This window comes from Streptomyces sp. PKA51 (genome assembly GCF_057552455.1).
On sequence record NZ_BAAJPZ010000003.1, the window covers coordinates 215,222 to 240,598 of the forward strand.

Sequence of the window (25,377 nt, forward strand, 5' to 3'; positions counted from 1 at the left end):
TCGACCGGCGGGTGGCCGAAGGTCGTCCGGCAGCCGCCTTTGGAAAAGACGTTACTCCGCGGGGCGCGGTGCGCAGGGTGCCGGGTCGGGCATGCTCTGTTCGAACCGATGTGACTCACATGACAACGACCGGAGAGGACGTGGCCGCATATGGGGCGTATGAGCCGAAGAGGGTTCACGGTGGCCGCCGCGACCGCGATGACGGCGATGCTGGCGAGCGGTGAGGCGGCCGCGCTCGGCGCCCCGGAGGGGAGCGGACGTACGGCGCCGCGGCGGGAGTTCCGCGGGATGTGGGCGGCGACGGTCGTCAACGTCGACTGGCCCTCCAGTCCCGGCCTGCCGCCCGAACGACAACGGGCCGAGCTGCTGGCCCTGTTCGACGCGGCGGTGGCCCGGCGGCTGAACGCGGTCCTGCTGCAGATCCGCCCGACGGCCGACGCCTTCTGGCCCTCGCGCTACGAGCCCTGGTCGGAGTACCTGACCGGCACTCAGGGCCGCTCGCCCGGCTGGGACCCGCTGGCCTTCGCGGTGCGCGAGGCGCACAAGCGCCGCCTGGAGCTGCACGGTTGGTTCAACCCGTACCGCATCGCCAACCACACCGACCCCAGCCGCCTGGTGCCCGCCCATCCGGCCCGGGTGCACCCCGAGTGGGTGGTGCGCTACGGCGGCAAGCTCTACTACAACCCCGGCCTGCCCGAGGTGCGCCGCTTCGTGCAGGACGCGATCCTCGACGCCGTGTGGCGCTACGACCTCGACGGCGTGCACTTCGACGACTACTTCTACCCCTATCCCGTGGCCGGGCAGACCTTCGACGACACCGCCGCCTGGCAGCGCTACGGCCACGGCTTCCCCGACCGGGCCGCCTGGCGCCGCGACAACATCGACCGCCTGATCCGGGAGACCGGCCGCCGCATCAAGCAGCGCAAGCGGCACGTGCGCTTCGGTGTCAGCCCCTTCGCCGTCTGGCGCAACCGCACCACCGACCCGCGCGGCTCGGACACCCGGGCGGGCGTGCAGACCTACGACGACCTGCATGCGGACACGCGCACCTGGGTCCGCGAGGGCTGGATCGACTACATCGTGCCCCAGTGCTACTGGCACATCGGCTTTCCGGCCGCCGACTACGCCCGCCTCGTGCCGTGGTGGGCCGAGACGGTGCGCGGCACCGGCGTGCAGCTGTACATCGGCGAGGCGCTGTACCGGGCGGGCGATCCGGCGCAGCCGGCCCCCTGGCAGGACGCGGCCGAGCTCTCCCGGCACCTGACGCTGGCCCGCAAGCACCCCGAGGTGCTCGGCAACGTCTACTTCTCCGCCAAGAACGTGGTCGCGGACCCCATCGGCGCGATGGCGCGCGTGGTGCGGGACCACTACCCGCACCGCGCGCGGCCACCGCGCTGAGCGGCTGCCCGTGCGGCCGCTACTTCTCGGAGTGCTTGCGGTGGTCCACCACGCAGTCGGGTCCCGGCGTCATGATCGTCTCGTGCCCGTTCTCCGCGCGGACGCGGTAGGGCGGATTGCCGTTGGTGCCCAGCACCTCGACGACCTCCACGATGTGGTCGTGCTCGCCGACCACCCTGCCGTGCCTGACCAACCGGTCGCCCTTGCTCGCATGCATCGGCGGTGCCCCTTCCGTGAGACACGTCCTCTCGGTCTCTCCCCAGCCTAGGGCGACCGGCGGTGCGCGGCGCGTCCGCGGACGGGCGCAATCCTCACGAATCCGCGCGCTGGGTCACCACGATGCACACCAGCACCGCCACCGCGGCCAGCGGCGCGGCCGGCGTCAGATGCTCGCCCAGCAGGGTGACGGACCACAGCAGGGTCAGCAGCGGCTGGGCCAGCTGCAGCTGCCCCGCCCGGGCCACCCCGATCATGGCCATGCCGCGGTACCAGACGGCCATGCCCAGCAGCGTGGAGCCGCCGACGGCCCACAGCAGCCCGGCCACGCTGCGCCCGGTCAGGTGCACCGGCTCGGTCCACAGCGCCGCACCCGCGCCCACGGCGGCCAGGGGCAGGCAGGCCGCCGCCGCCCAGCACACCACCTGCCAGCCCGGCATCGTCCGGGCCAGCCGCCCGCCCTCGGCGTAGCCGGCCGCGCACACCACCAGGGCCAGCAGGAGGTAGAGGTCGGCGGTGCTGGGCGCGCCGCCGCTCTGCTGCAGGGCGAAGCCGGCCACGACGGCGGCCCCCGCCAGGGCCGCCGCCCAGAACGTCCGCGAGTGCCGGGTGCGAAAGCGCACCGCCGCGTACGCCGCCGTGGTCAGCGGCAGCAGGCCCACCACCACGGCCGCGTGCGCGGTGGAGGAGGTGTGCAGCGCGAGCGAGGTCAGCAGGGGATAGCCGAGGAACACCCCGCCGGCGACCACCGCGAACGGCCCCCACAGCCGGCGGTCGGGCACCGGCGGGCGGGTGACGAGCAGGACGACGGCCGAGGCCGCGCCGGCCAGCGCGGCGCGCCAGGCCGCCGCCGACCAGGGGCCGAGGCCCTCCATGGCCCAGGAGATGGAGGGGAAGGTGAAGGAGAACGCGACCACGCCGAGCGCGGCCAGCAGCGTGCCGGCCCGCACTCCGGGGGCGGCGGGGCTGCGCACCGCTATCGCATCGGGGAGAGTAGCGCTATCTTGTGCTGTCATGCGAGACAGTAGCACCGTGGCGGAGCTGGCAGACATCCTGCGAAAAGAGCTCGACCGCTACTCGGTGGGCGAGAAGCTTCCGTCCAGCCGGGCCCTCGTCGAACGCTTCCGGGCGAGCCCGGTCACCGTCTCCCGGGCCCTGGCCGTCCTCGCCGGCGAGGGCCTGGTCGTCACCCGCCCCGGCGCCGGGGCCTTCCGCGCCGCACCCCGCCCGGCCGCCGTGCGCCCCGCCGACACCCAGTGGCAGCATGTCGCCCTCAGCGCCGAGCCGGGGGAGGAGGTGGTGCCGCGGTCCGTGGACTCCTCCGGGGTCCGGCCCTTCCTCGCCGAACCGCCGGCCGGCGTCATCGAGCTCAGCGGCGGCTACCTCCACCCCGGCCTGCAGCCCGAGCGCGAGCTGGCCGCCGCCCTCGCCCGCGCCGGCCGCCGCCCCGGCGCCTGGGGCCGCCCGCCCCTGGAGGGCCTGCACGACCTGCGGGCCTGGTTCGCCCGCGAGATCGGTGGCCCCGGCGGCACCCTCGCCCCCTCCGACGTACTGATCACCGCCGGCGGCCAGAGCGCCCTCACCGTCGCCCTGCGCGCCCTCGCCCCACCCGGCGCCCCCGTCCTGGTGGAGTCGCCCACCTACCCCGGCATGCTCGCCGCCGCCCGCGCCTTCGGACTGCGCCCGGTGCCCGTGCCCACGGACGGCCACGGGGTGCGCCCCGACCTGCTCGACGAGGCGTTCCGCGCCAGCGGCGCCCGGGTCTTCGTCTGCCAGCCCCTCTACCAGAACCCCACCGGCACCGTGCTCGCCGCCGACCGCCGCCGCGAGGTCCTGCGCATCGCCCGCGCCGCGGGCGCCTTCGTCGTCGAGGACGACTTCGCCCGCCGCCTCGCCCACGAGGACGCCCCGCCGCTGCCCGCACCGCTGGCCGCCGAGGACCCCGAGGGCGTCGTCGTCCACGTCTGCTCGCTGACCAAGTTCACCTCGCCCAGCCTGCGCGTCGGCGCCCTCGCCGCCCGCGGGCCGGTCCTGGAGCGCCTGAAGGCCATCCAGGTCGTCGACAGCTTCTTCGTCGCCCGCCCCCTGCAGGAGGCCGCCCTCGAACTCGTCGGCTCGCCCTCCTGGGCCCGGCACCGGCGCGCCCTCGCCACCGAACTGCGCTCCCGCCGGGAGACACTGCTCGCCGAACTGGCCCGGCAGCTCCCTGCTTTCACGCCCGAATTCGTGCCACCGGGCGGCTTCCACGTCTGGATCCGGCTGCCCGACGGCACCGACGAGGTCGCCCTGGCCGCCGCCGCGCTGCGCGCCGGCGTCGCCGTCACGGCGGGCCGCCCCTTCTACGCCGCCGAATCCCCCGCCCCCCACCTGCGCCTGTGCTTCGCGGCGGCGGCGGGCGCCGCCGAACTGGTGGAGGGGGTACGCCGGCTGGCGCTGGCCCACGCGGGCCGGTGACACCCGGCCGGTGCCGCCCGACCCCGTACCCGTAGTACCAGGGAGCCACCCGCAAGATGGCTCCCCGGCGGGGCGCCGGCCGCACGGCCTGCTTCCTACCTTCCGTACCGCACTCGAACGTCCGGTACGGAAAGGACCCCGCCGTGCACGCACTCGTCCGGCACATCGACGCCGCCACCCCGCCCGGCCGCGACCGGGCCCTGGACGCCGTGCGCGCGTGGGGCATCCTCGGCGTGGTGCTCGGCCACTGGCTGGTCACCGCCCTGGTCGCCGACGGCGGCACGCTGCACGGCGCCAGCCCCCTGCAACACCAGCCGTACCTGGTGCCGCTCTCCTGGATCTTCCAGACCCTCGCCCTGTTCTTCCTCGTCAGCGGCCAGGTCGCCGCGACCGGACACGCCCGCGCCCGCGAGCGCGGCCTGTCCTACCGGCAGTGGCTGGGAGCCCGCACGGCCCGCCTGGCGCGGCCGGTCGGCGTGCTGGCGGCGGTCTGGGGCGTCGCCGCGGCGGCCATGACGGCCGGCGGGGTGGATGCGGAGACCCTACGGACCCTGCTGCAGCTGGTCCTCTCGCCGCTGTGGTTCCTACTGGTTCTGACGGGCCTGACCGCGGCGACGCCCCTGGTGGCCCGGCTGCACCCGGTGTGGCCCCTGCTCGTCGTGGCACTCGTGGACCTGGTGCGGTTCGGGCTCGGTGGCCCGGCGTGGCCCGGCTGGCTCACCGTGGCGGCCGGCTGGCTCGTGCCGTACTGCCTGGGCGCCGCCCGCGCCCGGGGCCGGCTGTCCGGGCGGGCGACCGGCTGGACGCTGCTGATCGGCGGCACCGCCACCACCGTGGCGCTGGTGCTGTGGGCCGGCTACCCGGCCTCCATGGTGGGCGTGCCGGGCGCGGCCGTCTCCAACCTCAACCCGCCCACCCTGGCGGCCGTCGCCTTCGGTGCGGCCCAGTGCGGGGCCGCCCTGCTGCTGCTCGGCCCGCTGCGCCGCGCCCTGCGCCGGCCCGCCGTCTGGGCGGCGGTGGCCCTGCCCAATCTGCGCGCGATGACGATCTTCCTGTGGCATCAGACGGCCATGATGGCCGTCACCCTCCTCGGCCTCCTCGCCGCCGGGCCGCTGCCCGGACTGCACACCGCGCCGGACGGCGCCGCCTGGGTGCTCGCCCGTCTGCTCTGGCTGCCGGTGTTCGCCCTCGCCCTGCTGGCCTGCTGGGCCGTCTTCCGTTCGTACGAGGTCCGCGGCGCCCTGCGCGGCCTCCGTTTGTGGCGGCGCCGGGTGGGTTCCGAAAAGCTGATTGCATAGATCTGCTGCTACTTGTATATTCATGCCATCACGGAGGAGGACACCGATGACGGCGATACGGGCGGCAGTGGCCGGTGCGAGCGGATACGCGGGCGGCGAGGTGCTGCGCCTGCTGCTGGGACACCCCCGGGTCCGCATCGGCGCGCTCACCGGCAACTCCCAGGCCGGCCAGGCGCTCGGCACGCTCCAGCCCCACCTGCCGGCGCTCGCCGACCGGATCCTGGAGCCGACCGACACCGCGGCGCTCGCCGGGCACGACGTCGTCTTCCTCGCCCTCCCGCACGGCCACTCCGCGGCCGTCGCCGCCGAACTCGGCGACGACGTGCTCGTCGTCGACTGCGGCGCGGACTTCCGGCTGAAGGACGCCGGCCAGTGGGAGCGCTTCTACGGCACCCCGCACGCCGGCACCTGGCCCTACGGGCTGCCCGAGCTGCCCGGCGCGCGCGCCGCCCTGCGCGGCGCCCGGCGCATCGCCGTGCCCGGCTGCTACCCCACCGCCGTCACCCTCGCGCTCTTTCCCGCGTACGCCGCCGGCCTCGCCGAGCCCGAGGCCGTGATCGTCGCCGCGTCCGGCACCTCCGGAGCCGGCAAGGCCGCCAAGACGCACCTGCTCGGCAGCGAGGTCATGGGCTCCATGAGCCCCTACGGCGTCGGCGGGGGCCACCGCCACACCCCGGAGATGGGCCAGAACCTCACCGCCGTCGCCGGCGAGGAGGTCACCGTCTCCTTCACCCCCACCCTGGCCCCCATGTCCCGCGGCATCCTCGCCACCTGCAGCGCCAAGGCCCGGCCCGGCGTGAGCGCCGACGACGTACGGCAGGCGTACGCCAAGGCGTACGGGGACGAGCCGTTCGTCCACCTGCTGCCCGAGGGCCGCTGGCCCGCCACCGCCGCCGTCCAGGGCGCCAACACCGCCCTGGTCCAGGTGGCGCTCGACGAGGCCGCCGGCCGCATCGTCGCCGTCAGCGCCATCGACAACCTCACCAAGGGCACCGCCGGCGGCGCGGTGCAGAGCATGAACATCGCCCTCGGCCTCCCGGAGGAGCTGGGACTGCCGGCGAACGGGGTGGCGCCATGACCGTGCGCCGGGCACTCGCCACCCTCCTGGCACGGCTCGCGCCGTGCCCGGCCCCCCAGGACACGACGACGGACAAGGAGCATCACCAGTGAGCGTCACGGCAGCCAAGGGCTTCACGGCGGCGGGCATCGCCGCCGGGATCAAGGACAGCGGCAGCCCCGACCTGGCCCTCGTGGTCAACCAGGGCCCCCGCCTGGCCGCCGCGGGCGTCTTCACCGCCAACCGCGTCAAGGCCGCGCCCGTCCTGTGGTCCCAGCAGGTGCTCAAGGGGGGCCGGGTCTCCGCCGTCGTCCTCAACTCCGGCGGCGCCAACGCCTGCACCGGCCCCGCGGGCTTCCAGGACACCCACGCCACCGCCGAGAAGGCCGCGGCCGTCCTGGGGCACAGCGCCGCGGAGATCGCCGTCGCCTCCACCGGACTGATCGGCGTCCGGCTGCCCATGGACGCCCTCCTGCCCGGCATCGAGAAGGCCGCCGCCGAACTGTCCGCCCACGGCGGCGAGAAGGCCGCCATCGCCATCAAGACCACCGACACCGTGCACAAGACCGCCGTCGCCGAGGGCGAGGGATGGACGGTCGGCGGCATGGCCAAGGGCGCGGGCATGCTCGCACCGGGCCTCGCCACCATGCTCGTCGTCCTGACCACCGACGCCGACGTCGATGCCGCCGGACTGGACACCGCCCTGCGCGCCGCCACCCGCACCACCTTCGACCGCGTCGACTCCGACGGCTGCATGTCCACCAACGACACCGTCCTGCTGCTGGCCTCCGGCGCCTCCGGCGTCGCCCCCGAGCCCGGCGCCTTCGCCGAGGCCGTACGCACCGTGTGCGACGACCTGGCCCGCCAGCTGATCGGCGACGCCGAGGGCGCCACCAAGGACATCCGCATCGAGGTCGTCGGCGCCGCCACCGAGGACGACGCGGTCGAGGTCGGCCGCTCCATCGCCCGCAACAACCTCCTCAAGTGCGCCCTGCACGGCGAGGACCCCAACTGGGGCCGGGTGCTGTCCGCCATCGGCACCACCTCCGCCGCGTTCGACCCCGACAAGCTCAACGTCGCCATCAACGGCGTGTGGGTCTGCCGCGACGGCGCCGCCGGTGAGGACCGCGACCTGGTCGACATGCGCTACCGGGAAGTGCGCATCACCGCCGACCTGGCCGAGGGCACCGAGTCCGCCGTCATCTGGGCCAACGACCTGACCGCCGACTACGTCCACGAGAACAGCGCCTACTCCTCATGACCACGACCGACGCGACCACGACCGACGCGACCCCCACCGACGCGGCGGGCACGACCCGCAAGCACACCGCCCTGCCCAAGGCGCGCACCCTCGTCGAGGCCCTGCCCTGGCTCACCCGGCACCACGGCAAGACCGTCGTCATCAAGTTCGGCGGCAACGCCATGGTCGACGAGGAGCTCAAGGCCGCCTTCGCCCAGGACGTCGTCTTCCTGCGGCATGCCGGCCTCAAGCCCGTCGTCGTGCACGGCGGCGGCCCCCAGATCAGCGCCCACCTCGACCGGCTGGGCATCCCCTCCGAGTTCAAGGCCGGGCTGCGGGTGACCACACCCGAGGCGATGGACGCCGTGCGCATGGTGCTCGCCGGCCAGGTGCAGCGCGAACTCGTCGGACTGCTCAACCGGCACGGCCCCCTCGCCGTCGGTCTCACCGGCGAGGACGCCCAGCTGATGACGGCCGTCCAGCACTACGCCCACGTCGACGGCGAACGCGTCGACATCGGGCGGGTCGGCGAGATCAGCGCCATCGACACCGGAGCGGTCACCGCGCTCCTCGACGACGGCCGCATCCCCGTCATCTCCTCCATCGCGGGCGGCGCCGACGGCGTCTACAACGTCAACGCCGACACCGCCGCCGCCGCGCTCGCCGCCGCCCTCGGCGCCGAGACCCTCATGGTCCTCACCGACGTCGAGGGCCTGTACGCCGACTGGCCGCACAGCGACGAGGTCATCAGCCAGCTCACCGCCGGCGAACTCGAGCGGCTGCTGCCCGAGCTGTCCAGCGGCATGGTGCCCAAGATGCAGGGCTGCCTGCACGCCGTACGCAACGGCGTCACCACCGCGCGCGTGATAGACGGACGGGTCCAGCACGCGATCCTTCTGGAGATCTTCACCGACGAAGGAATCGGCACGATGGTCGTGCCGGACCCGAAGCCGGACCCGCAGAAGCCGGACCCGGAAAAGGGGGACGCATGAACAACGCCGACCTGACCGCGCGCTGGCAGGGCGCGCTCATGGACAACTACGGCACCCCGCGCCTCCCGCTCGTGCGAGGCGAGGGCAGCACCGTGTGGGACGCCGACGGCAAGCGCTACCTCGACTTCGTCGGCGGCATCGCCGTCAACGCCCTCGGCCACGCCCACCCCGCGATCGTCCGGGCCGTCTCCGACCAGATCGCCACCCTCGGCCACGTCTCCAACCTCTTCTCCGCCGAACCCACCGTCCGCCTCGCCGAACGCCTGCTGGAACTCGCCGGCCGCCCCGGCCGCGTCTACTTCGCCAACTCCGGCGCCGAGGCGATCGAGGCCGCCTTCAAGATCGGCCGGCGCACGGGCCGCACCCACATGGTGGCCGCGAGCGGCGGCTTCCACGGCCGTACGCTCGGCGCCCTCGCCCTGACCGGCCAGCCCGCCAAGCAGGAGCCCTTCCTGCCGCTGCCCGGCGACGTCACTCACGTGCCGTACGGCGACGCCGACGCGCTGCGCGCCGCCGTCACCACCGACACCGCGCTGGTCGTCCTGGAACCGGTGCAGGGCGAGAACGGCGTCGTCGTCCCCCCGGCGGGCTACCTGGCCGCCGCCCGCGAGATCACCACGCGGACGGGGACGCTGCTGGTCCTGGACGAGATCCAGACAGGTGTGGGCCGCACCGGACACTGGTTCGAACACCTCGCCCAGGGCGTGCAGCCCGACGTCGTCACCCTCGCCAAGGGCCTCGGCGGCGGCCTGCCCATCGGCGCCGCCCTCGCCTTCGGGCCCGCCGCCGACCTGCTGACGCCTGGTCAGCACGGGTCGACCTTCGGCGGCAACCCCGTCGCCTGCGCCGCCGCTCTCGCCGTCCTCGACACCCTCGCCGCCGACGGCGTCCTCGACCACGTCAAGCGCGTGGGCGCGCTCCTGCGTGACGGAATCACGGCCCTCGGCCACCCGCTGGTCGACCACGTCCGTGGTACGGGCCTGCTGCTGGGTATTGTCCTTGACGAGCCCCTCGCACCGCAGGTGCAGCAGGCGGCCCAGGAAGCCGGCCTGCTGGTGAACGCGGTCGCGCCCGACGTGGTGCGGCTGGCCCCGCCGCTGATCCTCACCGAGGACGAGGCGGAGACGTTCTGCCGGGCGCTGCCGGGCGTCCTGGACGCCGCCGGGGGAGGGGCACACGGGGAACGACGATCCGGAGACTGACGAAAAAGATGACCGAGGCGCAGGAGACCGAGCCGGTCCACGGCGGACAGGCCGTGCCGCAGACCCGCACCGCACGCCACCGCCGGATCGTGGACATCCTCGGCCGGCAGGCCGTCCGGTCGCAGAGCCAGCTCGCCCGGCTGCTCGCCGAGGACGGGCTGTCCGTCACCCAGGCCACCCTCTCCCGCGACCTCGACGAACTGGGCGCCGTCAAGATCCGCAACACCGGCGGCGAGCTGATCTACGCGGTCCCCTCCGAGGGCGGCGACCGCACCCCGCGCGCCCCCCTCGGCGAATCCGCCACCGAGGCCCGCATGGCCCGCCTGGCCGGCGAGCTCCTCATCTCCGCGGAGGCCTCGGCCAACCTCGTGGTCCTGCGCACGCCCCCGGGCGCCGCCCAGTTCTTCGCCTCGGCCATCGACCAGGCGGGCGTGCACGAGATCATCGGCACCATCGCCGGCGACGACACCGTCCTGCTCATCAGCCGCGACCCGGTCGGCGGCCAGGCCCTGGCGGACCACCTGCTGCGTCTGGCCCAGAAGGAACGCTGAACCCCACCGAGGGCTCCGGACCGCGAAGTGCGGACCGGAGCCCTCGGCGCATGGTCCCCGTCAACGGAAAGAAGCCCCTGACCTGTGGTTTCCCATAGGTCAGGGGCTTCTTTCGCACCGTGTCGGGACGGCGGGATTTGAACCCACGACCCCTTGACCCCCAGTCAAGTGCGCTACCAAGCTGCGCCACGTCCCGGTGCCGCGTCCCTCCGGGCGTTTCTTCCCGGTGGGGCGTGCAGGAAGAAAATATCCTGTCCGGCGCCGTGATCCAAATCGGGGGGTCCGGTGGGGGTCAGCTGCGGCGCTTGAAGGTGTCCGTCGGGATGGTGATCTCGCGACCGTTGGCCAGGTGGAGGGTGATGGTGTCGCCGTACTTGTACGTCTCGCGGGAGGCGTAGGCGTCGTTCCGGGGGTTGGTGAGCAGGTCGCACTCGCCGCGGAACGGGTCGATGATCAGGTAGAGGGGGACGCCGAAATGGGCGTACTGCCGCACCTTGATCGCATAGTCGTTCTTGTCGTTCTTCGACGAGACGATTTCGATCGCCGCCAGAAGGTCCTCGTAGGTGAACGGGTCCGTGGCGTCGTCCTCGACGATCGACACGTCCGGGCAACGGTCGGGTTCTCCGGGGAAGGCGAACTCCACGTCGGAGAAGACGCGGTCTCGCCGCACGCCGGACGCCACGGCGGCGTCGCGGACGTCGAAGATGGTCAGGCTCTGGACGCTGCTCTGCGGCGTCATGATGATCCGGTCCCCCACTGCTTCGATCTTGAAGCCCTTTATCACCGACGCCGCGCGGTCGATGGCGTTGTGCAGCCGTTCGGTCTGCGCGGTCATGGACAACCTCCCTGGCTGGGCCCATCGATAGTCGCATCGTAGTCCGGCCTGCCGCCATCCACTCCTGACCGATTCACTCTCACGCGCTATTGACGAAACATACGGCAGAGCGCATAGTCATACCCATCAGCGCATGACAGCACCAGCGCAGCGCACACGCACCGCACCGTGAGGAGAACCCCGTGACCGAGCGCGTCGTACTCGCCTACTCCGGCGGCCTTGACACCTCCGTCGCCATCGGCTGGATCGCCGAGGAGACGGGCGCCGAGGTCATCGCCGTCGCCGTGGACGTCGGCCAGGGCGGCGAGGACCTCGACGTCATCCGCAAGCGCGCGCTCGCCTGCGGTGCGGTCGAGGCCGAGGTCGCGGACGCCAAGGACGAGTTCGCCGAGGAGTACTGCCTGCCGGCGATCAAGGCCAACGCCCTGTACATGGACCGGTACCCGCTGGTCTCCGCCCTCTCGCGGCCCACCATCGTCAAGCACCTGGTCGCCGCCGCGCACAAGCACGGTGCGAGCACCGTGGCGCACGGCTGCACCGGCAAGGGCAACGACCAGGTGCGGTTCGAGGCGGGCATCTCCTCGCTGGCGCCGGAGCTGAAGTGCATCGCCCCCGTCCGGGACTACGCCATGACCCGGGACAAGGCGATCGCCTTCTGCGAGGCCAAGGGCCTGCCGATCGCCACGACCAAGAAGTCGCCGTACTCCATCGACCAGAACGTCTTCGGGCGGGCGGTGGAGACCGGCTTCCTGGAGGACATCTGGAACGCCCCGATCGAGGACGTCTACGACTACACCGCCAACCCCGCCACCCCCCGCGACCCCGACGAGGTGGTCATCACCTTCGACAAGGGCGTGCCCGTGGCGATCGACGGCAAGGCCGTCACCGTCCTGCAGGCCATCCAGCAGCTCAACGACCGGGCCGGTGCCCAGGGCGTCGGGCGGATCGACATGGTCGAGGACCGGCTGGTGGGCATCAAGTCCCGGGAGATCTACGAGGCGCCCGGCGCCATCGCGCTGATCACCGCGCACCAGGAGCTGGAGAGCGTCACGGTCGAGCGCGAGCTCGCCCGCTTCAAGCGGCAGGTCGAGCAGCGGTGGAGCGAGCTGGTCTACGACGGCCTGTGGTTCTCCCCGCTCAAGCGGGCCCTCGACGGCTTCATCGCCGAGGCCAACGAGCACGTCAGCGGTGACATCCGGATGACGCTGCACGGCGGCCGGGCCACGGTGACGGGCCGGAAGTCGGCGCAGTCGCTGTACGACTTCAACCTCGCCACCTACGACACGGGCGACACCTTCGACCAGTCCATGTCCAAGGGCTTCATCGAGATCTTCGGCCTGTCGTCGAAGATCGCGGCCAAGCGGGACCTGGCGTGAGCGAGCAGCAGGACGTACGCCTGTGGGGTGGCCGGTTCGCCGACGGGCCGGCCGAGGCCCTGGCGAAGCTGTCGGCCTCCGTCCACTTCGACTGGCGGCTCGCCCCGTACGACATCGCCGGCTCCCGGGCCCACGCCCGGGTGCTGCACAAGGCCGGGCTGCTGACGGACGACGAGCTCACCCGCATGATCGAGGGTCTGGGGCTGCTGGAGGCCGACGTGGCCGCCGGCACGTTCACCGGCACCGTCGCCGACGAGGACGTGCACACCGCCCTGGAGCGCGGTCTGCTGGAGCGGCTGGGCCCGGAGCTGGGCGGCAAGCTGCGGGCGGGGCGTTCGCGCAACGACCAGGTGGCCACGCTCTTCCGGATGTACCTGCGCGACCACGCCCGCATCATCGGCGGTCTGATCGCCGACCTGCAGGAGGCGCTGGTGGGCCTGGCCCAGGCGCACGCGGACGTGGCCATGCCCGGGCGCACGCACCTGCAGCACGCCCAGCCGGTCCTCTTCGCGCACCACGTGCTGGCGCACGTGCAGGCGCTGTCGCGGGACGCCGAGCGGCTGCGGCAGTGGGACGAGCGCACGGCGGTCTCGCCGTACGGCTCCGGTGCGCTGGCGGGCAGCAGCCTGGGCCTGGACCCGGAGGCGGTCGCCGCCGACCTCGGCTTCGAGCGCGGCAGCGCGGGCAACTCGATCGACGGCACGGCCGCGCGCGACTTCGTGGCCGAGTTCGCCTTCATCACGGCGATGATCGGCGTCGACCTGTCGCGGATCGCGGAGGAGGTCATCATCTGGAACACGAAGGAGTTCTCCTTCGTGACCCTGCACGACGCCTTCTCCACCGGCTCGTCGATCATGCCGCAGAAGAAGAACCCCGACATCGCCGAGCTGGCGCGCGGCAAGTCGGGCCGGCTGATCGGCAACCTCACCGGGCTGCTGGCCACCCTCAAGGCCCTGCCGCTGGCGTACAACCGGGACCTGCAGGAGGACAAGGAGCCGGTCTTCGACTCCTGCGACCAGCTGGAGGTCCTGCTGCCGGCCTTCACCGGGATGATGGCGACCCTCACCGTCCACCGCGAGCGCATGGAGGAGCTGGCCCCGGCCGGTTTCTCGCTGGCCACCGACATCGCCGAGTGGCTGGTGCGCCGGGGTGTGCCGTTCCGGGTGGCGCACGAGGTCGCCGGTGCCTGCGTCAAGGAGTGCGAGGCGCGCGGCATCGAGCTGGACGAGCTCACCGACGAGCAGTTCGCGGCGATCTCCCCGCACCTGACGCCCGAGGTCCGCTCCGTGCTGAACGTGCCGGGCGCGCTCGCCTCCCGCAGCGGCCGCGGCGGCACGGCGCCCTCGGCGGTGGCGGTGCAGCTGCAGGAGGTCAAGGCGGACCTCGCGGTGCAGCGCGCGTGGGCGGAGGCCCGCCGGGGCTGACCCCCGACCGTGTGACATCGATGACCCGTTTGAGACATTCGTGTCTCATTCGGGTTATCGTTGTTGCATGAGCCTCGACAGAGCACGCGTACTGAAGGAGGCTGCCGCCCTGCTCAGCCGCAAGGGCACCGCCTCCATGGACGAGATCGCCAAGGCGGCCGGAATCAGCCGGGCCACCCTCCACCGCCACTTCGCCGGGCGCGACGCGCTCGTACGGGCCCTGGAGCAGCTGGGCATCGAGCAGTTCGAGCAGGCCCTGGAGCGGGCGCGGCTGGAGGAGGGGGACGCCGCCGAGGCGCTGCGCCGCCTGGTGGTGTGCGCCGAGCCCGTCGCGGGGCTGCTGTCCTTCCTCTACACCGAGAACCAGCTCTTCGAGCTCGACGTCAACGAGGGCTGGAACCGCCTGGACGCCCGGGTCCAGGCGCTGTTCCTGCGCGGCCAGGAGGAGGGCGCCTTCCGGGTGGACCTCTCACCCGCCTGGCTCACCGACGCGCTGTACGGGCTGATCGCCTCGGGCGCGTGGGCCGTGCACGATGGGCGGGTGGCCGCCAAGGACCTCACGCGCGTGATCTGCGAGCTGCTGCTGGGCGGCGCTCGGCGGAGGGCGGAGCGATGAGCGGCGAGACCGGCACCGCCGCCCGCGGCGAGCGCCACGACGCCCCCGAGCGCCGGCCGGGGCGCTGGCTGGCCCTGGCCGTCCTGGCCCTGGCCGTGCTGCTGGTCGCGGTCGACGCCACCGTCCTGGGCCTGGCCACCCCCTTCCTCAGCGAGGACCTGCGCCCCTCGGGCACGCAGCTGCTGTGGATCGGCGACGTGTACTCCTTCGTGATCGCCGGTCTGCTGGTCTCCATGGGCAGCCTCGGCGACCGCATCGGCCGCAAGCGGCTGCTGCTGTGCGGCGCGGTGGCCTTCGGCGCGGTCTCCGTGCTGAACGCCTACGCCTCCAGCCCCGAGATGATGATCGCCGCCCGGGCCCTGCTGGGCGTGGCGGGCGCGACGCTGATGCCCTCGACCCTGGCCCTGATCCGCAACATCTTCACCGACCCGCAGGAGCGCAGCCTCGCCATCGGCATCTGGGGCGCCATGGCCTCCGCGGGCGCGGCTGTCGGCCCGGTGGTGGGCGGCTTCCTGCTGGAGAACTTCTGGTGGGGCTCGGTCTTCCTGATCAACCTGCCGGTGATGGCCGTGCTCGTCCTCGTCGGCATCAAGCTCCTGCCGGAGTCGAAGGACCCCGCGCCGGGGCCGTGGGACCTGCCGAGCGTGCTGCTGTCCATGACCGGCATCGTGGCCGTGGTCTACGCGATCAAGGAGGGTGCCACGCACGGGGTGTCGTGGCAGGTCGCCGGCACGGCCGCGTGCGGCGTGCTGGCCCTGACCGGCTTCGTCCGCCGGCAGCTCTCGCTGGACGCGCCGCTGCTGGACATGCGGCTCTTCCACCACCGGGGCTTCTCCGCCGCGGTCCTGGCGGACCTGCTGACGGTGCTGGGGCTGTCCGGGATGGTCTTCTTCCTCTCCCAGTTCCTGCAGCTCGTGCAGGACCGCAGTCCGCTGGAGGCCGGCCTGGCCGAGCTGCCGGCGGCCATCGGCGCGGTGACGGCCGGCCTGCTCGCGGGCCAGGCCGCCCGCCGGTGGTCGGTGCGCTCGGTGGTGGCCGGCGGGCTGGGCGCGATCGGGCTGGCGCTGGCGGCGCTGATGTGGCTGAGCGCGGACACCGACTACCCGGTGCTCGGGGCGGTGCTGCTCGTCGTCGGCGTCGGGGCGGGCCTGTCGTTCACCGTCACCGCCGACGTCATCCTCTCCAGCGTGCCCAAGCAGCAGGCCGGTTCGGCCGCGGCGGTCTCCGAGACGGCGTACGAGCTGGGCGCGGCGCTCGGCATCGCGGTGCTCGGCTCGATCGTCACCGGGGTGTACCGGGACTTCACGGTGCCCGCCGGCATCCCGTCGGCCTCGGCCGCCGAGGCCCGCGAGTCCCTGGGCGGCGCCGTGGAGTCGGCGGGCGCCCTGCCGGCCGACCTGGGCGACGCACTGCTGGGCTCGGCGCGCGACGCCTTCGTCGACGGCCTGCAGATCGCCTCCGGCGTGGGCGCGCTGGTGCTGCTGGCGACGGCCGTCGCGGCCTGGTTCCTGCTGCGTGGGCAGCGGCTGGAGGAAGGGTACGGCGGCTGAGCCGACCGCGATGAGCGGCGCTCGGCTCAGCTGAGCAAACACCACAGGGGCCGGGGTGGGCAACCCCCGGTCCCTGTGACGTTTACCAGCCGGTAACTCTCTTGACGCGATCCTGACGACCCGGAGAGCATCACGTCCACCGGTCGACAATGTCGAACGCGGTTCGTGACCACTCGTCCCCACTCGTGGCCCGTCCACGCGCCCGAAGGAATCCCCCATGCGTCTGCGCACCACAGCCCGGCTCCTGGTCGCCGCGGCGGCGGCCGCCGCCCTGAGCCTGCTGGGCCCCACCGCCGCCCCCGCCTCCGCCTCCGTCCTGGACGTGCCGCCCTCGGGCGCCAACGACTGGTCCTGCAAGCCCGACTCCGCGCACCCGCAGCCCGTCGTCCTGGTCAACGGCACCTTCAAGCTCATGGCCGAGAACTGGGCGAAGCTCTCCCCGAAGCTCAAGGAGGCGGGCTACTGCGTCTTCGCCTTCAACTACGGCCACCTGGAGACCGACCCCGTCCCGCAGTCCGCCGCCGAACTGCGCGACTTCGTCGAGGCCGTGCGCGGCGCGACCGGCGCCGCGAAGGTCGACATCGTCGGCCACAGCCAGGGCGGCATGATGCCCCGCTACTACGTGAAGTTCCTCGGCGGCGCCGACAAGGTCGACGACCTCATCGGCATCGTGCCCTCCAACCACGGCACCAAGAATCCGCTGGCCGTCCCCACCGGCTACACCTTCTGCCCCGCCTGCCTCGACCAGCGCTGGGGCTCGGGCCTGCTCGCCGAGCTCAACGAGGGCACCGAGACGCCGGCCGGCCCCGACTACACCGTCGTCACCACCCGCCACGACGAGGTCGTCATCCCCTACACCAGCGCCCTGCTGACCGGTCCCGCCGAGCACCTGACCAACGTCGTGCTCCAGGACGCCTGCCCGCTCGACCCCTTCATGCACGACCAGGCCACCAAGGACCCGGTCGTCGCCCAGTGGGTCCTCCACGCTCTCGGACGCAAGGGCCCCGCCGACCCGGGCTTTCGGCCTCGGTGCTTCGGCGGGGCGTGACGCGGACTGCCGCGCGGCGCGTCAGGCGGCCTTGGCCTGGCGCGCCTTGGTGGCGTACATGTCGACGTACTCCTGACCCGACAGGCGCATGACCTCGCTCATCACCTCGTCGGTGACGGCCCGCAGCACGTAGCGGTCGCGGTCCATGCCCTCGTAGCGGGCGAAGTCCAGCGGCTCGCCGAAGCGCACCGTCACCGGCGCGATGCGCGGCACGCCCTTGCCCGAGGGCTGCACCTTGTCGGTGCCGATCATCGCGAACGGCACCACGGGCGCCCCCGTCATCAGCGCCAGGCGCGCGATGCCCGTCCGGCCGCGGTACAGACGGCCGTCGGGGGAGCGGGTGCCCTCCGGGTAGATGCCGAAGACCTTGCCCTCCTCCAGCACCCGGCGGCCCGTCATGAGCGCGGCCACACCGCCGCTGCCGCCGTCCCGGTCGACCGGGATCATGCCGGAGGTCGTGAAGAACCAGGCCATCAGCCGGCCCTTGAGGCCCGTGCCCTTGACGTACTCGTCCTTGCCGATGAAGTACACCTGCCGCTCGACGATGAGCGAGAGGAACAGCGAGTCGATGAACGTCGTGTGGTTGCCCGCGAGGATGACCGGCCCGCTGCCGGGGATGTGCCGGGCCCCCTCCACCGTGGGGCGGTACAGGACGCGCATCAGCAGTCCGAGGAAAGCCTTGAGCAGGATGCGGGACAACGGACCCTCCGGTCGTGGTGTTCGGTCGGGCGCACACGGGCGCGGTCGAAGACGATACTCGCGGGTACCGTCGGTGCGCACACCTGGTTGACCGACTTGAAACGCAGTGTTGACGTGAGTTTTCACTCCGTTCCGTTTCTCGTCCCCTGAGAAGAAGCCGTACGTACATACGATCAGCCGGCGATGGCAACGGCTGGACAAGGAGAGTTCATGCATCAGGAGCAGCGGCCGGGCAGGCGCACGGTGCTGGGGGCCGCGGCGGCCCTGGGCGCGGGAGCGATGACCCTGGGCGGCGGGGTGGCCCCGGCAGCGGCAGCGGCGCCGGCCCCGGCGTCCACAGGCGGTGGCGGTTCGTACAAGGACCTGCCCGTGCCCACCGTCATCGGCCATCGCGGCGCCTGCGGCTACCGGCCCGAGCACACCCTCGGCTCGTACGAGTACGCCCTCGCCATGGGGGCCGACGTCATAGAACAGGACGTCGTGCCCACCAAGGACGGGCACCTCGTCTGCCGCCACGAGAACGACATCACCGCCACCACCGACGTCGCCTCCCGCCCGGAATTCGCCTCCCGCAAGACCACCAAGACCGTGGACGGCGAGCAGCACACCGGCTGGTTCACCGAGGACTTCACGCTCGCCGAGCTCAAGACGCTCCGGGCCAAGGAGCGCATTCCCGGCAACCGGCAGCACAACACCCTCTACGACGGGTACTGGCAGGTACCCACGTTCGAAGAGGTGCTGAAGTGGGCCGAGGAACAGGGCCGCAGGCGCGGCCGCCGCATCTGGCTGCACGTCGAGACCAAGCACCCCACCTACTTCCGCAAGGCCGGCCTCGGCCTCGAGGAGCGCCTCGCCAAGCTGCTGCGCCGCTACAACCGCTCCGGCCGGGGCGGCTACACCTTCCTGCAGTCCTTCGAGCCCAGCAGCCTCCAGCGCCTGGGCCGGCTCGGCATCGACTGCCCCAAGATCCTCCTCCTCGACGACCTGCCCACCCGCCCCTGGGACTTCGTCGAGTCCAAGGACCCGCGCACCGTGGCCGACCTCGTCACCCCCGCCGGCCTGAAGTGGGTCTCCGGCTTCGCCCAGGGCATCGGCCCCTGGCTCAACCTCGTCATCCCGCGCGACGCGGCCGGCAAGCTCACCAAGCCCACCACCCTGGTGCGCGACGCCCACGCGGCGGGGCTGATCCTCCACCCGTACACGATGCGCAACGAGAACTCCTTCCTCCCGGCGGACTTCCGGCGCGGAACGGACCCCAACGCGTACGGCGATGCGTTCGGGGCGTTCACGACGTACTTCGCGACGGGCATCGACGGCATCTTCTCCGACAACCCCGACACGGCGGCACTGGCGCGCGACGCGCACCGGCGCGGCTGAGCAGCCGGGGGTGCCCCTTCGGTTCGGCACCCCGAACGGGTGAACCCGGTGGCCGGTGGAAACCGGCCACCGGCCGGCCGCGTCACCGCCCCCGTGAACGCCCAAGATCTTCTGACCCGCTACGGCCCGCTGCTCAAGGCGGAGTGCGCCGCCGAAGCCCCCGCGGCCGGCGTCGACGCCGCCGACCTGGAGCACGACGTCTGGGTGCGGCTCCTGGACGCGAAGGCCGCCGTCTCGGCGCACGGTTTACGGGCCACCGTCCGCGCCGTCGCCCGCCGCGCCCGGCGCCGGGCACGGCGCGAGGTGCCGTATCCCGTTCCCGATGCCGCCGCGCCCGGGGTGGAGCAGGCGGTGCTGGACGCCGAGTCCGGCCGGGAGCTGCGGGCGGCCGTGCGCCGGCTGCCCGGCCGCTGTGCGGGTTTGCTGTCTGCGATGTTGTCCCGGAAGGACCCGACCTACCGCGAAATCGCAGGGAAGTTGGGAATCTCACAAGGCTCTTTGGGGCCCATCCGTTCCCGTTGCCTGGGATGCCTGCGCAGAATGCTCATCGCGGAGATTGCCGCTCCTGGCCCTTGGGGAAAGGAGCGTTAACGAACCGAAACAGGGGAGGCAGGCGCACATGGGCATGAGCGTGACCATCTCGGCCGCGGCCGAGGCCGATGCCGAGCGGATCCTCAAACTCCAGTACTTGTGCTACCAGAGCGAGGCGGAGCTCTACGGGGACTATTCGATCGAGCCCCTGACCCAGTCCCTCGACGACCTGCGCGCCGAACTGGGCCGCGGCTGCGTGCTCGTGGCCCGGCTCGGCGAGGAGGTCGTCGGTTCGGTGCGTGCCTCGGTGGGCGCGGACGGCACCGCGGACATCACCGGTCTCATCGTGCACCCGCGGATGCAGCGGCACGGCCTGGGCGGCCGGCTGCTGTCGGCGATCGAGGAGCGGCTGGCGGGGGAGTGGTCCGCCAAGCGCTACCGCCTGGCCACGGGGCAGCGCAGCGAGGGCCATCTGCGGCTGTACCGCCGGTGGGGTTACGAGCGCACCGGCGCCGAGCAGGTCTCCGGGGCGCTGACGCGCATCACCCTGGAGAAGGACGCCCCGGCCGCCCTTGCCACCACGGCCTGATCCTCAGCGCGGCGCCCGGCGCAGCCAGATCATGGCGGTCACCGGCAGGATGACGGGGATGAAGAGGTACCCCATGCCGTAGTCGGACCAGACGGTGGCGTCGGGGAAGGACGCGGGGGCCAGCAGGGTCCACGTCCCCACGATCAGCACTCCGGCCAGCTCGGCGGCGCAGCACACCAGCGCCGCCCTGCGGGCCCGCCGTCCGCCGCGCACCAGCGAGTAGGTGATGAAGGCGTAGACGACGGCGGCCGCCGCCGACAGGACGTAGGCCAGCGGCGCCCGCCCGAAGTCCAGGATCATCTGGACGACGGAGCGGGAGGCGGCCGCCACGGTGAAGACGCCGTAGAGCCAGACCAGCAGCCGGCCGGGGCCGTGCCCGAGGTCGAATCCGGTGTTCTCGGCGGCCTCGCCGGCGCGTACGGGCTCTGCCATGTCAGCCTCCCCAGATGTCGTAGAGCCGCACTTCGAGCACGGCGAGGACCACGGCGCCCGCGGCCACGGTGGCCGAGCCCCAGCGGGTGCGCTCGGCGAGCGACATGAAGCCGGCGGCCGGTACGGCGGCGGCCGCGCCCAGCAGGTAGGCCACGAAGATCGTGGTGCCCTGGGCCGGCCGGTCGCCGCCGGCGAGGCGGACGACGCCTATGACGAGCTGCACCAGGGCGAGCACGGCCACCACGGCCATGCCGATGAAGTGCCAGTCCTTGGTGGGTTCGTCGCGCGCGAAGGCGAAGCCGCACCAGGCGGCCAGTGCGAGGGCGGCCAGGCCGGCCGCGAGAGTCAGCGCGTCGATCACCGCGGCCCCCCGGCGGCGCGGGCGTGCGAATGGGGCATGACAGGCATGGGACGACTGTAATGGCCCGGTGCGCCCGGTCCGCGCGCGGGCCCGCGCGTGCCCGTGGTGTTCAGGAGGTGAGCAGTGTGGTGTCCATGAGGTGAGCAGTACTGTCCGGTATTCGGACAGGCGTGGCCTGTTCGCACACGCTTCTGTTTTACTTGCCCGCATGACCGCGACGAGCACCCGCATGATTGCGACCGAGGCGAAGACGACGCCCGGCGCTGCGCGTCGCATGTGTCGAATGTGTGACTGCTGAGGGCCCCTGTGCCTCGCGCCCCGAAGCGAGACCCCGTCGATCCCGCCCGGCGACACCCCGGACCCGGATCGCACCGCCCCGCGTCACACGGACCCCCGAGCCCGCGCCCCCGGCGCCCGCAGGGACCGCCCGATGTCGCGTTCCGCAATGCATGCCCGTGCCGGCGCCGTCGTCGCCGCGCACTCGAACAGTGACGGAATCCCTCTGTGATCACCACACAAGGCCTGAGCAAGGTCTACCGCTCACGCGGCCGCGAGGTCACCGCCCTCGACGGCGTCGACCTCCACGTGCGCGAGGGCGAGGTGTACGGCGTCATCGGCCAGAGCGGCGCCGGCAAGTCGACCCTCATCCGCTGCGTCAACCTCCTGGAGCGCCCCACCTCCGGCACGGTCACCGTCGCCGGCCAGGACCTCACCGCGCTCGCCGGCCGCGGCCAGCGCGCCAACGCCGCACTGCGCACGGCCCGCAGCCGCATCGGCATGGTCTTCCAGCACTTCAACCTGCTCTCCTCGCGCACCGTGCAGGCCAACGTCGAGCTGCCGCTGGAGATCCTCGGCCTCGACCGCCGCGAGCGCGAGCGCAAGGCCGTGGAGCTGCTCGACCTCGTCGGCCTCGCCGACAAGGCCCGGGCCTACCCCGGCCAGCTCTCCGGCGGCCAGAAGCAGCGCGTCGGCATCGCCCGCGCCCTGGCCGGCGACCCCAAGGTGCTGCTCTCCGACGAGTCGACCTCCGCGCTCGACCCGGAGACCACCCGCTCCATCCTCCAGCTGCTGCGCGACCTCAACCAGCAGCTCGGCCTGACGATCATGCTCATCACCCACGAGATGGACGTCGTCAAGACGATCTGCGACTCCGCCGCCCTGATGAAGGCCGGCCGCGTCGTGGAGTCGGGCACCGTCTCCGAGCTGCTCGCCACCCCCGGCTCCGAGCTCGCCGCCGAGCTGTTCCCCGTCGGCGGCGAGCCCTCCGGGCCCGACCGCACCGTCGTGGACGTCACCTTCCACGGCGAGGCCGCCACCCAGCCGGTCATCTCCCAGCTGTCCCGCACGTACAACATCGACATCTCGATCCTGGGCGCCGCGATGGACACCGTCGCCGGCAAGCAGATCGGCCGGATGCGCATCGAGCTGCCCGGCCGCTTCGAGGAGAACGTCGTCCCCATCGGCTTCCTGCGCGAGCAGGGCCTGCAGGTGGACGTGGCGGACGTGCAGAGCCCGCCCCCCGCCGCCCCGCTCCTGAAGGAAGGTGCCAAGTGACCTGGGCCGAGATGCAGCCCCTGCTGCGCGACGCATGTCTGGACACCCTCTTCATGGTGGGGTGGTCCACCGTCTACGCCGTCATCGGCGGCCTGCCCCTGGGCCTGCTGCTCGTGCTGACCGACCGGGGCGCGCTGCTGCAGAACGCCGCCGTCAACAAGGTGCTCGGCGCGATCCTCAACCTCGGGCGCTCGCTGCCGTTCATCATCCTCATCGTCTGGCTGATCCCCTTCAGCCGGCTGGTCGTCGGCACCTCCATCGGCCCCAGCGCCGCCGTGGTCGCCCTCGCCATCGGCGCGATCCCCTTCTTCGCCCGCCTGGTCGAGACCGCGGTCCGCGAGGTCGACCACGGACTGGTCGAGGCCGTCCAGTCGATGGGCGGCGGCACCTGGACGATCATCTTCAAGGTGCTGCTCCCGCAGGCCCTGCCCTCCCTGATCGCCGGCCTGACCACCACCGTCATCACCCTCATCGGCTACTCGGCCATGGCCGGCGCCGTCGGCGGCGGCGGCCTGGGCAACCTCGCCATCACCTACGGCTACCAGCGCCGCGAGGACGCCCTGATGAACATCACCATCGTGCTGCTCATCGTCATCGTCACCGTCGTCCAGATCGCCGGCGACCTCGCCGTACGCCGCCTGGCCTCCCGCGGCGGCCGTCAGGCCGCCCCCGTGGGCCTGCGCCGGCTGCTGCCCGCCCAGCGCACGGCGACGACCACCCCGGACCAGGCCGCCCCCGAGGCCGCGACCGCCCCCACCGAGGCGGCCTGACCGGACCCACCCCCCACAGACCCGCGAGAGCCCGGACCCTTTGCCGGGCGCACACACCTCCGGAACACCAGAAACACCAGCAAGGAAGGCACTCTTCGTGCGTACCACCGCCAAGCTCACCGCCGCCCTCGCGGCCGCCGCCGCCCTCACCCTGGGCGTCACCGCCTGCAGCGCCCCCTCCGACACCTCCTCCGGCTCGTCCAAGAAGGGCAAGGACGCCGACCCCGCGGCCAAGCTCGTCGTGGCCGCCAGCCCCACCCCGCACGGCGACATCCTCAACTTCGTCCGCGACCACCTCGCCGCGAAGGCCGGCCTCAAGCTGGAGGTCAAGGAGTTCAACGACTACGTCCTGCCGAACACCGCCACGCAGAACGGCGAGGTCGACGCGAACTTCTTCCAGCACAAGCCGTACCTCGACGACTTCAACAAGAAGAACAAGACGGACATCGTGCCCGTCGTCAACGTCGAGATCGAGCCGCTCGGCCTGTACTCCAAGAAGGGGAAGAAGGTCGCCGACCTCGGCTCCGGCTCCACCATCGCCGTCCCCAACGACGCCACCAACGAGGGACGCGCCCTGAAGCTCCTCGCCGACAACGGCGTCATCAAGCTCAAGGACGGCGTTGGCGCCGCGGCCCGGCTCTCCGACGTCGAGGACAAGAAGGGCGTCGAGTTCACCGAGCTCGAAGCCGCCCAGATCCCCTCCCGCCTCGCCGACGTGGACGCCGCCGTCATCAACGGCAACTTCGCCATCGGCGCCAAGCTCAGCCCCGCCAAGGACGCCATCGCCCTGGAGAAGGCCGACGGCAACCCCTACGCCAACTTCCTCGCCGTGAAGAAGGGCAACGAGGCCGACCCCCGCATCGCCAAGCTCGCCCAGCTGCTGAACTCCGACGAGGTGAAGAAGTTCATCCAGGAGAAGTTCAGCAACGGCGCCGTCATCCCCGCCTTCGGCCCCGTCAAGAGCTGACACCTTGTAACCTCGGCCCTCCGTACGGTCGTAAGGCCCCGCGCACACAACACCCCGTGCGCGGGGCCCTGCGCTTGGCGCACCCGCCCGCCGATGCTGCATGCTGGTGCACCCGGGCCCCACCCGTACACCCCGAGCCCACCCGCCCCCGGCGTTGGAGCAGCGCATGACATCCACCTTTCCGGACATCTCCATCAGTACGGACCGGCTGGTGCTGCGCCCGTTCGAGGCAGGCGACGTCCCCGCGCTCGCCGAGATGATGAACGACGAGCTCATCACCGCCTGGACCGCCGCCCCCCACCCCTACACCACCGCCGACGCCCGCGACTGGGCCCTGCGCCGCGCCCCCGCCGAACGCTCCACCGGGCGCGGAATCGTCTTTGCGGTCACCGAGTTCCTCACCCACCGCCTCGTGGGCACCCTCCACCTGCGCAACACCGACTGGCGCACCCTGACCACCGAGGTCTCCTACGTCACCGCCCCCTGGGCCCGCGGCGAGGGCTACGCCTGCGAATCCCTCCTCGCCGTCGCCGAATGGCTCTTCCGCGACCAGCGCTTCCAGCGCCTGGAACTGCGCACCGCCGCCGACAACACCGCCGCCCAGCAGGTCGCCCAGAAGGCCGGCTGCGTCAGCGAGGGCGTCCTGCGCAACGCCTGGATAGGCCGCAGCCGCACCGAGGGTGCCGGCTGGACCGAGATCCGCACCGACCTCATCCTGTGGAGCCTGCTGCCGGAGGACCTCGACGACGGCGAGGACCACCACCCCGCCGACTGGGACCGCTCCGGCCACCCCTCCCACGCCGCACCCGCCTTCCCCGTCTGGCGCTGACCGGCACCCAC

The 25,377-nt window shown here is 72.5% G+C and carries 26 protein-coding genes and 1 tRNA gene; 20 read left to right on the forward strand and 7 right to left on the reverse strand.

Features of this window, described 5'->3' with window-relative positions:
- Positions 1–150 precede the first annotated feature (150 nt).
- Entirely contained in the window at positions 151–1,398 is a 1,248-nt protein-coding gene (locus tag AC27L3_RS06035; RefSeq protein ID WP_487232976.1) for a glycoside hydrolase family 10-like protein, read from the forward strand.
- 19 nt (positions 1,399–1,417) lie between these two features.
- On the opposite strand, the gene AC27L3_RS06040 is transcribed toward AC27L3_RS06035, so the two are convergent.
- Together AC27L3_RS06040 and AC27L3_RS06045 are read right to left on the reverse strand one after the other, a co-directional pair.
- The gene (locus AC27L3_RS06040; protein WP_487232977.1) at positions 1,418–1,615 is read right to left on the reverse strand and encodes a DUF1918 domain-containing protein; all 198 of its coding nucleotides are present in this window, start codon (positions 1,613–1,615) and stop codon (positions 1,418–1,420) included.
- Positions 1,616–1,709: 94 nt separating this feature from the next.
- A complete protein-coding gene (locus tag AC27L3_RS06045) occupies positions 1,710–2,630 on the reverse strand; it encodes a DMT family transporter (RefSeq protein WP_487232978.1) in 921 nt (306 codons plus the stop codon).
- On the opposite strand from AC27L3_RS06045, the gene AC27L3_RS06050 reads away from it, so the two are divergent.
- The 7 genes from AC27L3_RS06050 to AC27L3_RS06080 all read left to right on the forward strand — a co-directional run bounded on the left by AC27L3_RS06050 (position 2,629) and on the right by AC27L3_RS06080 (position 10,408).
- Complete coding sequence (locus AC27L3_RS06050; protein WP_487232979.1) at positions 2,629–4,068, forward strand: aminotransferase-like domain-containing protein; 1,440 nt, start codon at positions 2,629–2,631, stop codon at positions 4,066–4,068. The genes AC27L3_RS06045 and AC27L3_RS06050 overlap by 2 nt on opposite strands.
- Before the next feature lie 143 nt (positions 4,069–4,211).
- Positions 4,212–5,366 (forward strand): acyltransferase family protein, encoded by a 1,155-nt coding sequence (locus tag AC27L3_RS06055; protein ID WP_487232980.1) that lies wholly within the window; start codon positions 4,212–4,214, stop codon positions 5,364–5,366.
- A 46-nt stretch (positions 5,367–5,412) separates the two neighbouring features.
- Positions 5,413–6,444 (forward strand): N-acetyl-gamma-glutamyl-phosphate reductase, encoded by a 1,032-nt coding sequence (gene argC / locus AC27L3_RS06060; RefSeq protein ID WP_487232981.1) that lies wholly within the window; start codon positions 5,413–5,415, stop codon positions 6,442–6,444.
- Between the two features lie 88 nt (positions 6,445–6,532).
- Positions 6,533–7,684, forward strand: a complete 1,152-nt coding sequence (argJ, locus tag AC27L3_RS06065; RefSeq protein ID WP_487232982.1) for a bifunctional glutamate N-acetyltransferase/amino-acid acetyltransferase ArgJ — start codon at positions 6,533–6,535, stop codon at positions 7,682–7,684.
- Complete coding sequence (gene argB / locus AC27L3_RS06070) at positions 7,681–8,655, forward strand: acetylglutamate kinase (protein ID WP_487232983.1); 975 nt, start codon at positions 7,681–7,683, stop codon at positions 8,653–8,655. The genes argJ and argB overlap by 4 nt, the downstream gene beginning before the upstream one ends.
- Positions 8,652–9,857, forward strand: coding sequence for an acetylornithine transaminase (locus AC27L3_RS06075; protein ID WP_487232984.1), 1,206 nt, complete (start codon positions 8,652–8,654; stop codon positions 9,855–9,857). The genes argB and AC27L3_RS06075 overlap by 4 nt, the downstream gene beginning before the upstream one ends.
- An 8-nt stretch (positions 9,858–9,865) precedes the next feature.
- Entirely contained in the window at positions 9,866–10,408 is a 543-nt protein-coding gene (locus AC27L3_RS06080; protein ID WP_487232985.1) for an arginine repressor, read from the forward strand.
- 122 nt (positions 10,409–10,530) lie between these two features.
- Here AC27L3_RS06080 and AC27L3_RS06085 read toward each other — a convergent pair.
- A tRNA-Pro gene (locus AC27L3_RS06085) sits at positions 10,531–10,604 on the reverse strand.
- Positions 10,605–10,700: 96 nt separating this feature from the next.
- Positions 10,701–11,243: a Uma2 family endonuclease gene (locus tag AC27L3_RS06090; RefSeq protein WP_487232986.1), complete on the reverse strand. Its 543-nt coding sequence runs from the start codon at positions 11,241–11,243 to the stop codon at positions 10,701–10,703.
- A gap of 182 nt (positions 11,244–11,425) precedes the next feature.
- Between AC27L3_RS06090 and AC27L3_RS06095 the strand changes: the two genes are divergently transcribed.
- From AC27L3_RS06095 to AC27L3_RS06115, 5 genes are all read left to right on the forward strand, one after another.
- Positions 11,426–12,619, forward strand: coding sequence for an argininosuccinate synthase (locus tag AC27L3_RS06095; RefSeq protein ID WP_487232987.1), 1,194 nt, complete (start codon positions 11,426–11,428; stop codon positions 12,617–12,619).
- Positions 12,616–14,043: an argininosuccinate lyase gene (argH, locus tag AC27L3_RS06100; protein ID WP_487232988.1), complete on the forward strand. Its 1,428-nt coding sequence runs from the start codon at positions 12,616–12,618 to the stop codon at positions 14,041–14,043. Before AC27L3_RS06095 ends, argH begins: the two co-directional genes overlap by 4 nt.
- Positions 14,044–14,110: 67 nt before the next feature.
- Positions 14,111–14,659, forward strand: a complete 549-nt coding sequence (locus tag AC27L3_RS06105; RefSeq protein ID WP_487232989.1) for a TetR/AcrR family transcriptional regulator — start codon at positions 14,111–14,113, stop codon at positions 14,657–14,659.
- The gene (locus tag AC27L3_RS06110; protein WP_487232990.1) at positions 14,656–16,209 is read left to right on the forward strand and encodes an MFS transporter; all 1,554 of its coding nucleotides are present in this window, start codon (positions 14,656–14,658) and stop codon (positions 16,207–16,209) included. Before AC27L3_RS06105 ends, AC27L3_RS06110 begins: the two co-directional genes overlap by 4 nt.
- 217 nt (positions 16,210–16,426) lie before the next feature.
- Positions 16,427–17,257: an alpha/beta fold hydrolase gene (locus tag AC27L3_RS06115; RefSeq protein WP_487232991.1), complete on the forward strand. Its 831-nt coding sequence runs from the start codon at positions 16,427–16,429 to the stop codon at positions 17,255–17,257.
- Positions 17,258–17,278: 21 nt separating this feature from the next.
- Here AC27L3_RS06115 and AC27L3_RS06120 read toward each other — a convergent pair whose 3' ends face one another.
- Complete coding sequence (locus AC27L3_RS06120) at positions 17,279–17,956, reverse strand: lysophospholipid acyltransferase family protein (RefSeq protein ID WP_487232992.1); 678 nt, start codon at positions 17,954–17,956, stop codon at positions 17,279–17,281.
- A gap of 210 nt (positions 17,957–18,166) precedes the next feature.
- Here AC27L3_RS06120 and AC27L3_RS06125 point away from each other — a divergent pair, with 210 nt between their 5' ends.
- Genes AC27L3_RS06125 through AC27L3_RS06135 form a run of 3 tightly spaced genes read left to right on the forward strand, consistent with a single transcriptional unit; the run spans position 18,167 to position 20,453 of the window.
- Positions 18,167–19,333 carry a glycerophosphodiester phosphodiesterase gene (locus tag AC27L3_RS06125; protein WP_487232993.1) on the forward strand — a complete coding sequence of 389 codons (1,167 nt, stop codon included), beginning with the start codon at positions 18,167–18,169 and terminating at the stop codon, positions 19,331–19,333.
- Between the two features lie 48 nt (positions 19,334–19,381).
- A complete protein-coding gene (locus tag AC27L3_RS06130; RefSeq protein WP_487233173.1) occupies positions 19,382–19,924 on the forward strand; it encodes a sigma-70 family RNA polymerase sigma factor in 543 nt (180 codons plus the stop codon).
- Between the two features lie 28 nt (positions 19,925–19,952).
- The gene (locus tag AC27L3_RS06135; protein WP_487232994.1) at positions 19,953–20,453 is read left to right on the forward strand and encodes a GNAT family N-acetyltransferase; all 501 of its coding nucleotides are present in this window, start codon (positions 19,953–19,955) and stop codon (positions 20,451–20,453) included.
- Positions 20,454–20,456: 3 nt separating this feature from the next.
- Here AC27L3_RS06135 and AC27L3_RS06140 read toward each other — a convergent pair whose 3' ends face one another.
- Both AC27L3_RS06140 and AC27L3_RS06145 read right to left on the reverse strand, forming a co-directional pair.
- Positions 20,457–20,885 carry a hypothetical protein gene (locus AC27L3_RS06140; protein ID WP_487232995.1) on the reverse strand — a complete coding sequence of 143 codons (429 nt, stop codon included), beginning with the start codon at positions 20,883–20,885 and terminating at the stop codon, positions 20,457–20,459.
- Position 20,886: 1 nt separating this feature from the next.
- Positions 20,887–21,246, reverse strand: a complete 360-nt coding sequence (locus AC27L3_RS06145; protein ID WP_344434178.1) for a hypothetical protein — start codon at positions 21,244–21,246, stop codon at positions 20,887–20,889.
- 504 nt (positions 21,247–21,750) lie between these two features.
- Between AC27L3_RS06145 and AC27L3_RS06150 the strand changes: the two genes are divergently transcribed.
- The 4 genes from AC27L3_RS06150 to AC27L3_RS06165 all read left to right on the forward strand — a co-directional run bounded on the left by AC27L3_RS06150 (position 21,751) and on the right by AC27L3_RS06165 (position 25,366).
- Positions 21,751–22,800 carry a methionine ABC transporter ATP-binding protein gene (locus tag AC27L3_RS06150; RefSeq protein ID WP_487232996.1) on the forward strand — a complete coding sequence of 350 codons (1,050 nt, stop codon included), beginning with the start codon at positions 21,751–21,753 and terminating at the stop codon, positions 22,798–22,800.
- Positions 22,797–23,570, forward strand: a complete 774-nt coding sequence (locus AC27L3_RS06155; protein ID WP_487232997.1) for a methionine ABC transporter permease — start codon at positions 22,797–22,799, stop codon at positions 23,568–23,570. The genes AC27L3_RS06150 and AC27L3_RS06155 overlap by 4 nt, the downstream gene beginning before the upstream one ends.
- 97 nt (positions 23,571–23,667) lie before the next feature.
- A complete protein-coding gene (locus tag AC27L3_RS06160) occupies positions 23,668–24,537 on the forward strand; it encodes a MetQ/NlpA family ABC transporter substrate-binding protein (protein WP_487232998.1) in 870 nt (289 codons plus the stop codon).
- A gap of 166 nt (positions 24,538–24,703) precedes the next feature.
- Positions 24,704–25,366, forward strand: a complete 663-nt coding sequence (locus AC27L3_RS06165) for a GNAT family N-acetyltransferase (protein ID WP_487232999.1) — start codon at positions 24,704–24,706, stop codon at positions 25,364–25,366.
- Positions 25,367–25,377: the final 11 nt, after the last annotated feature.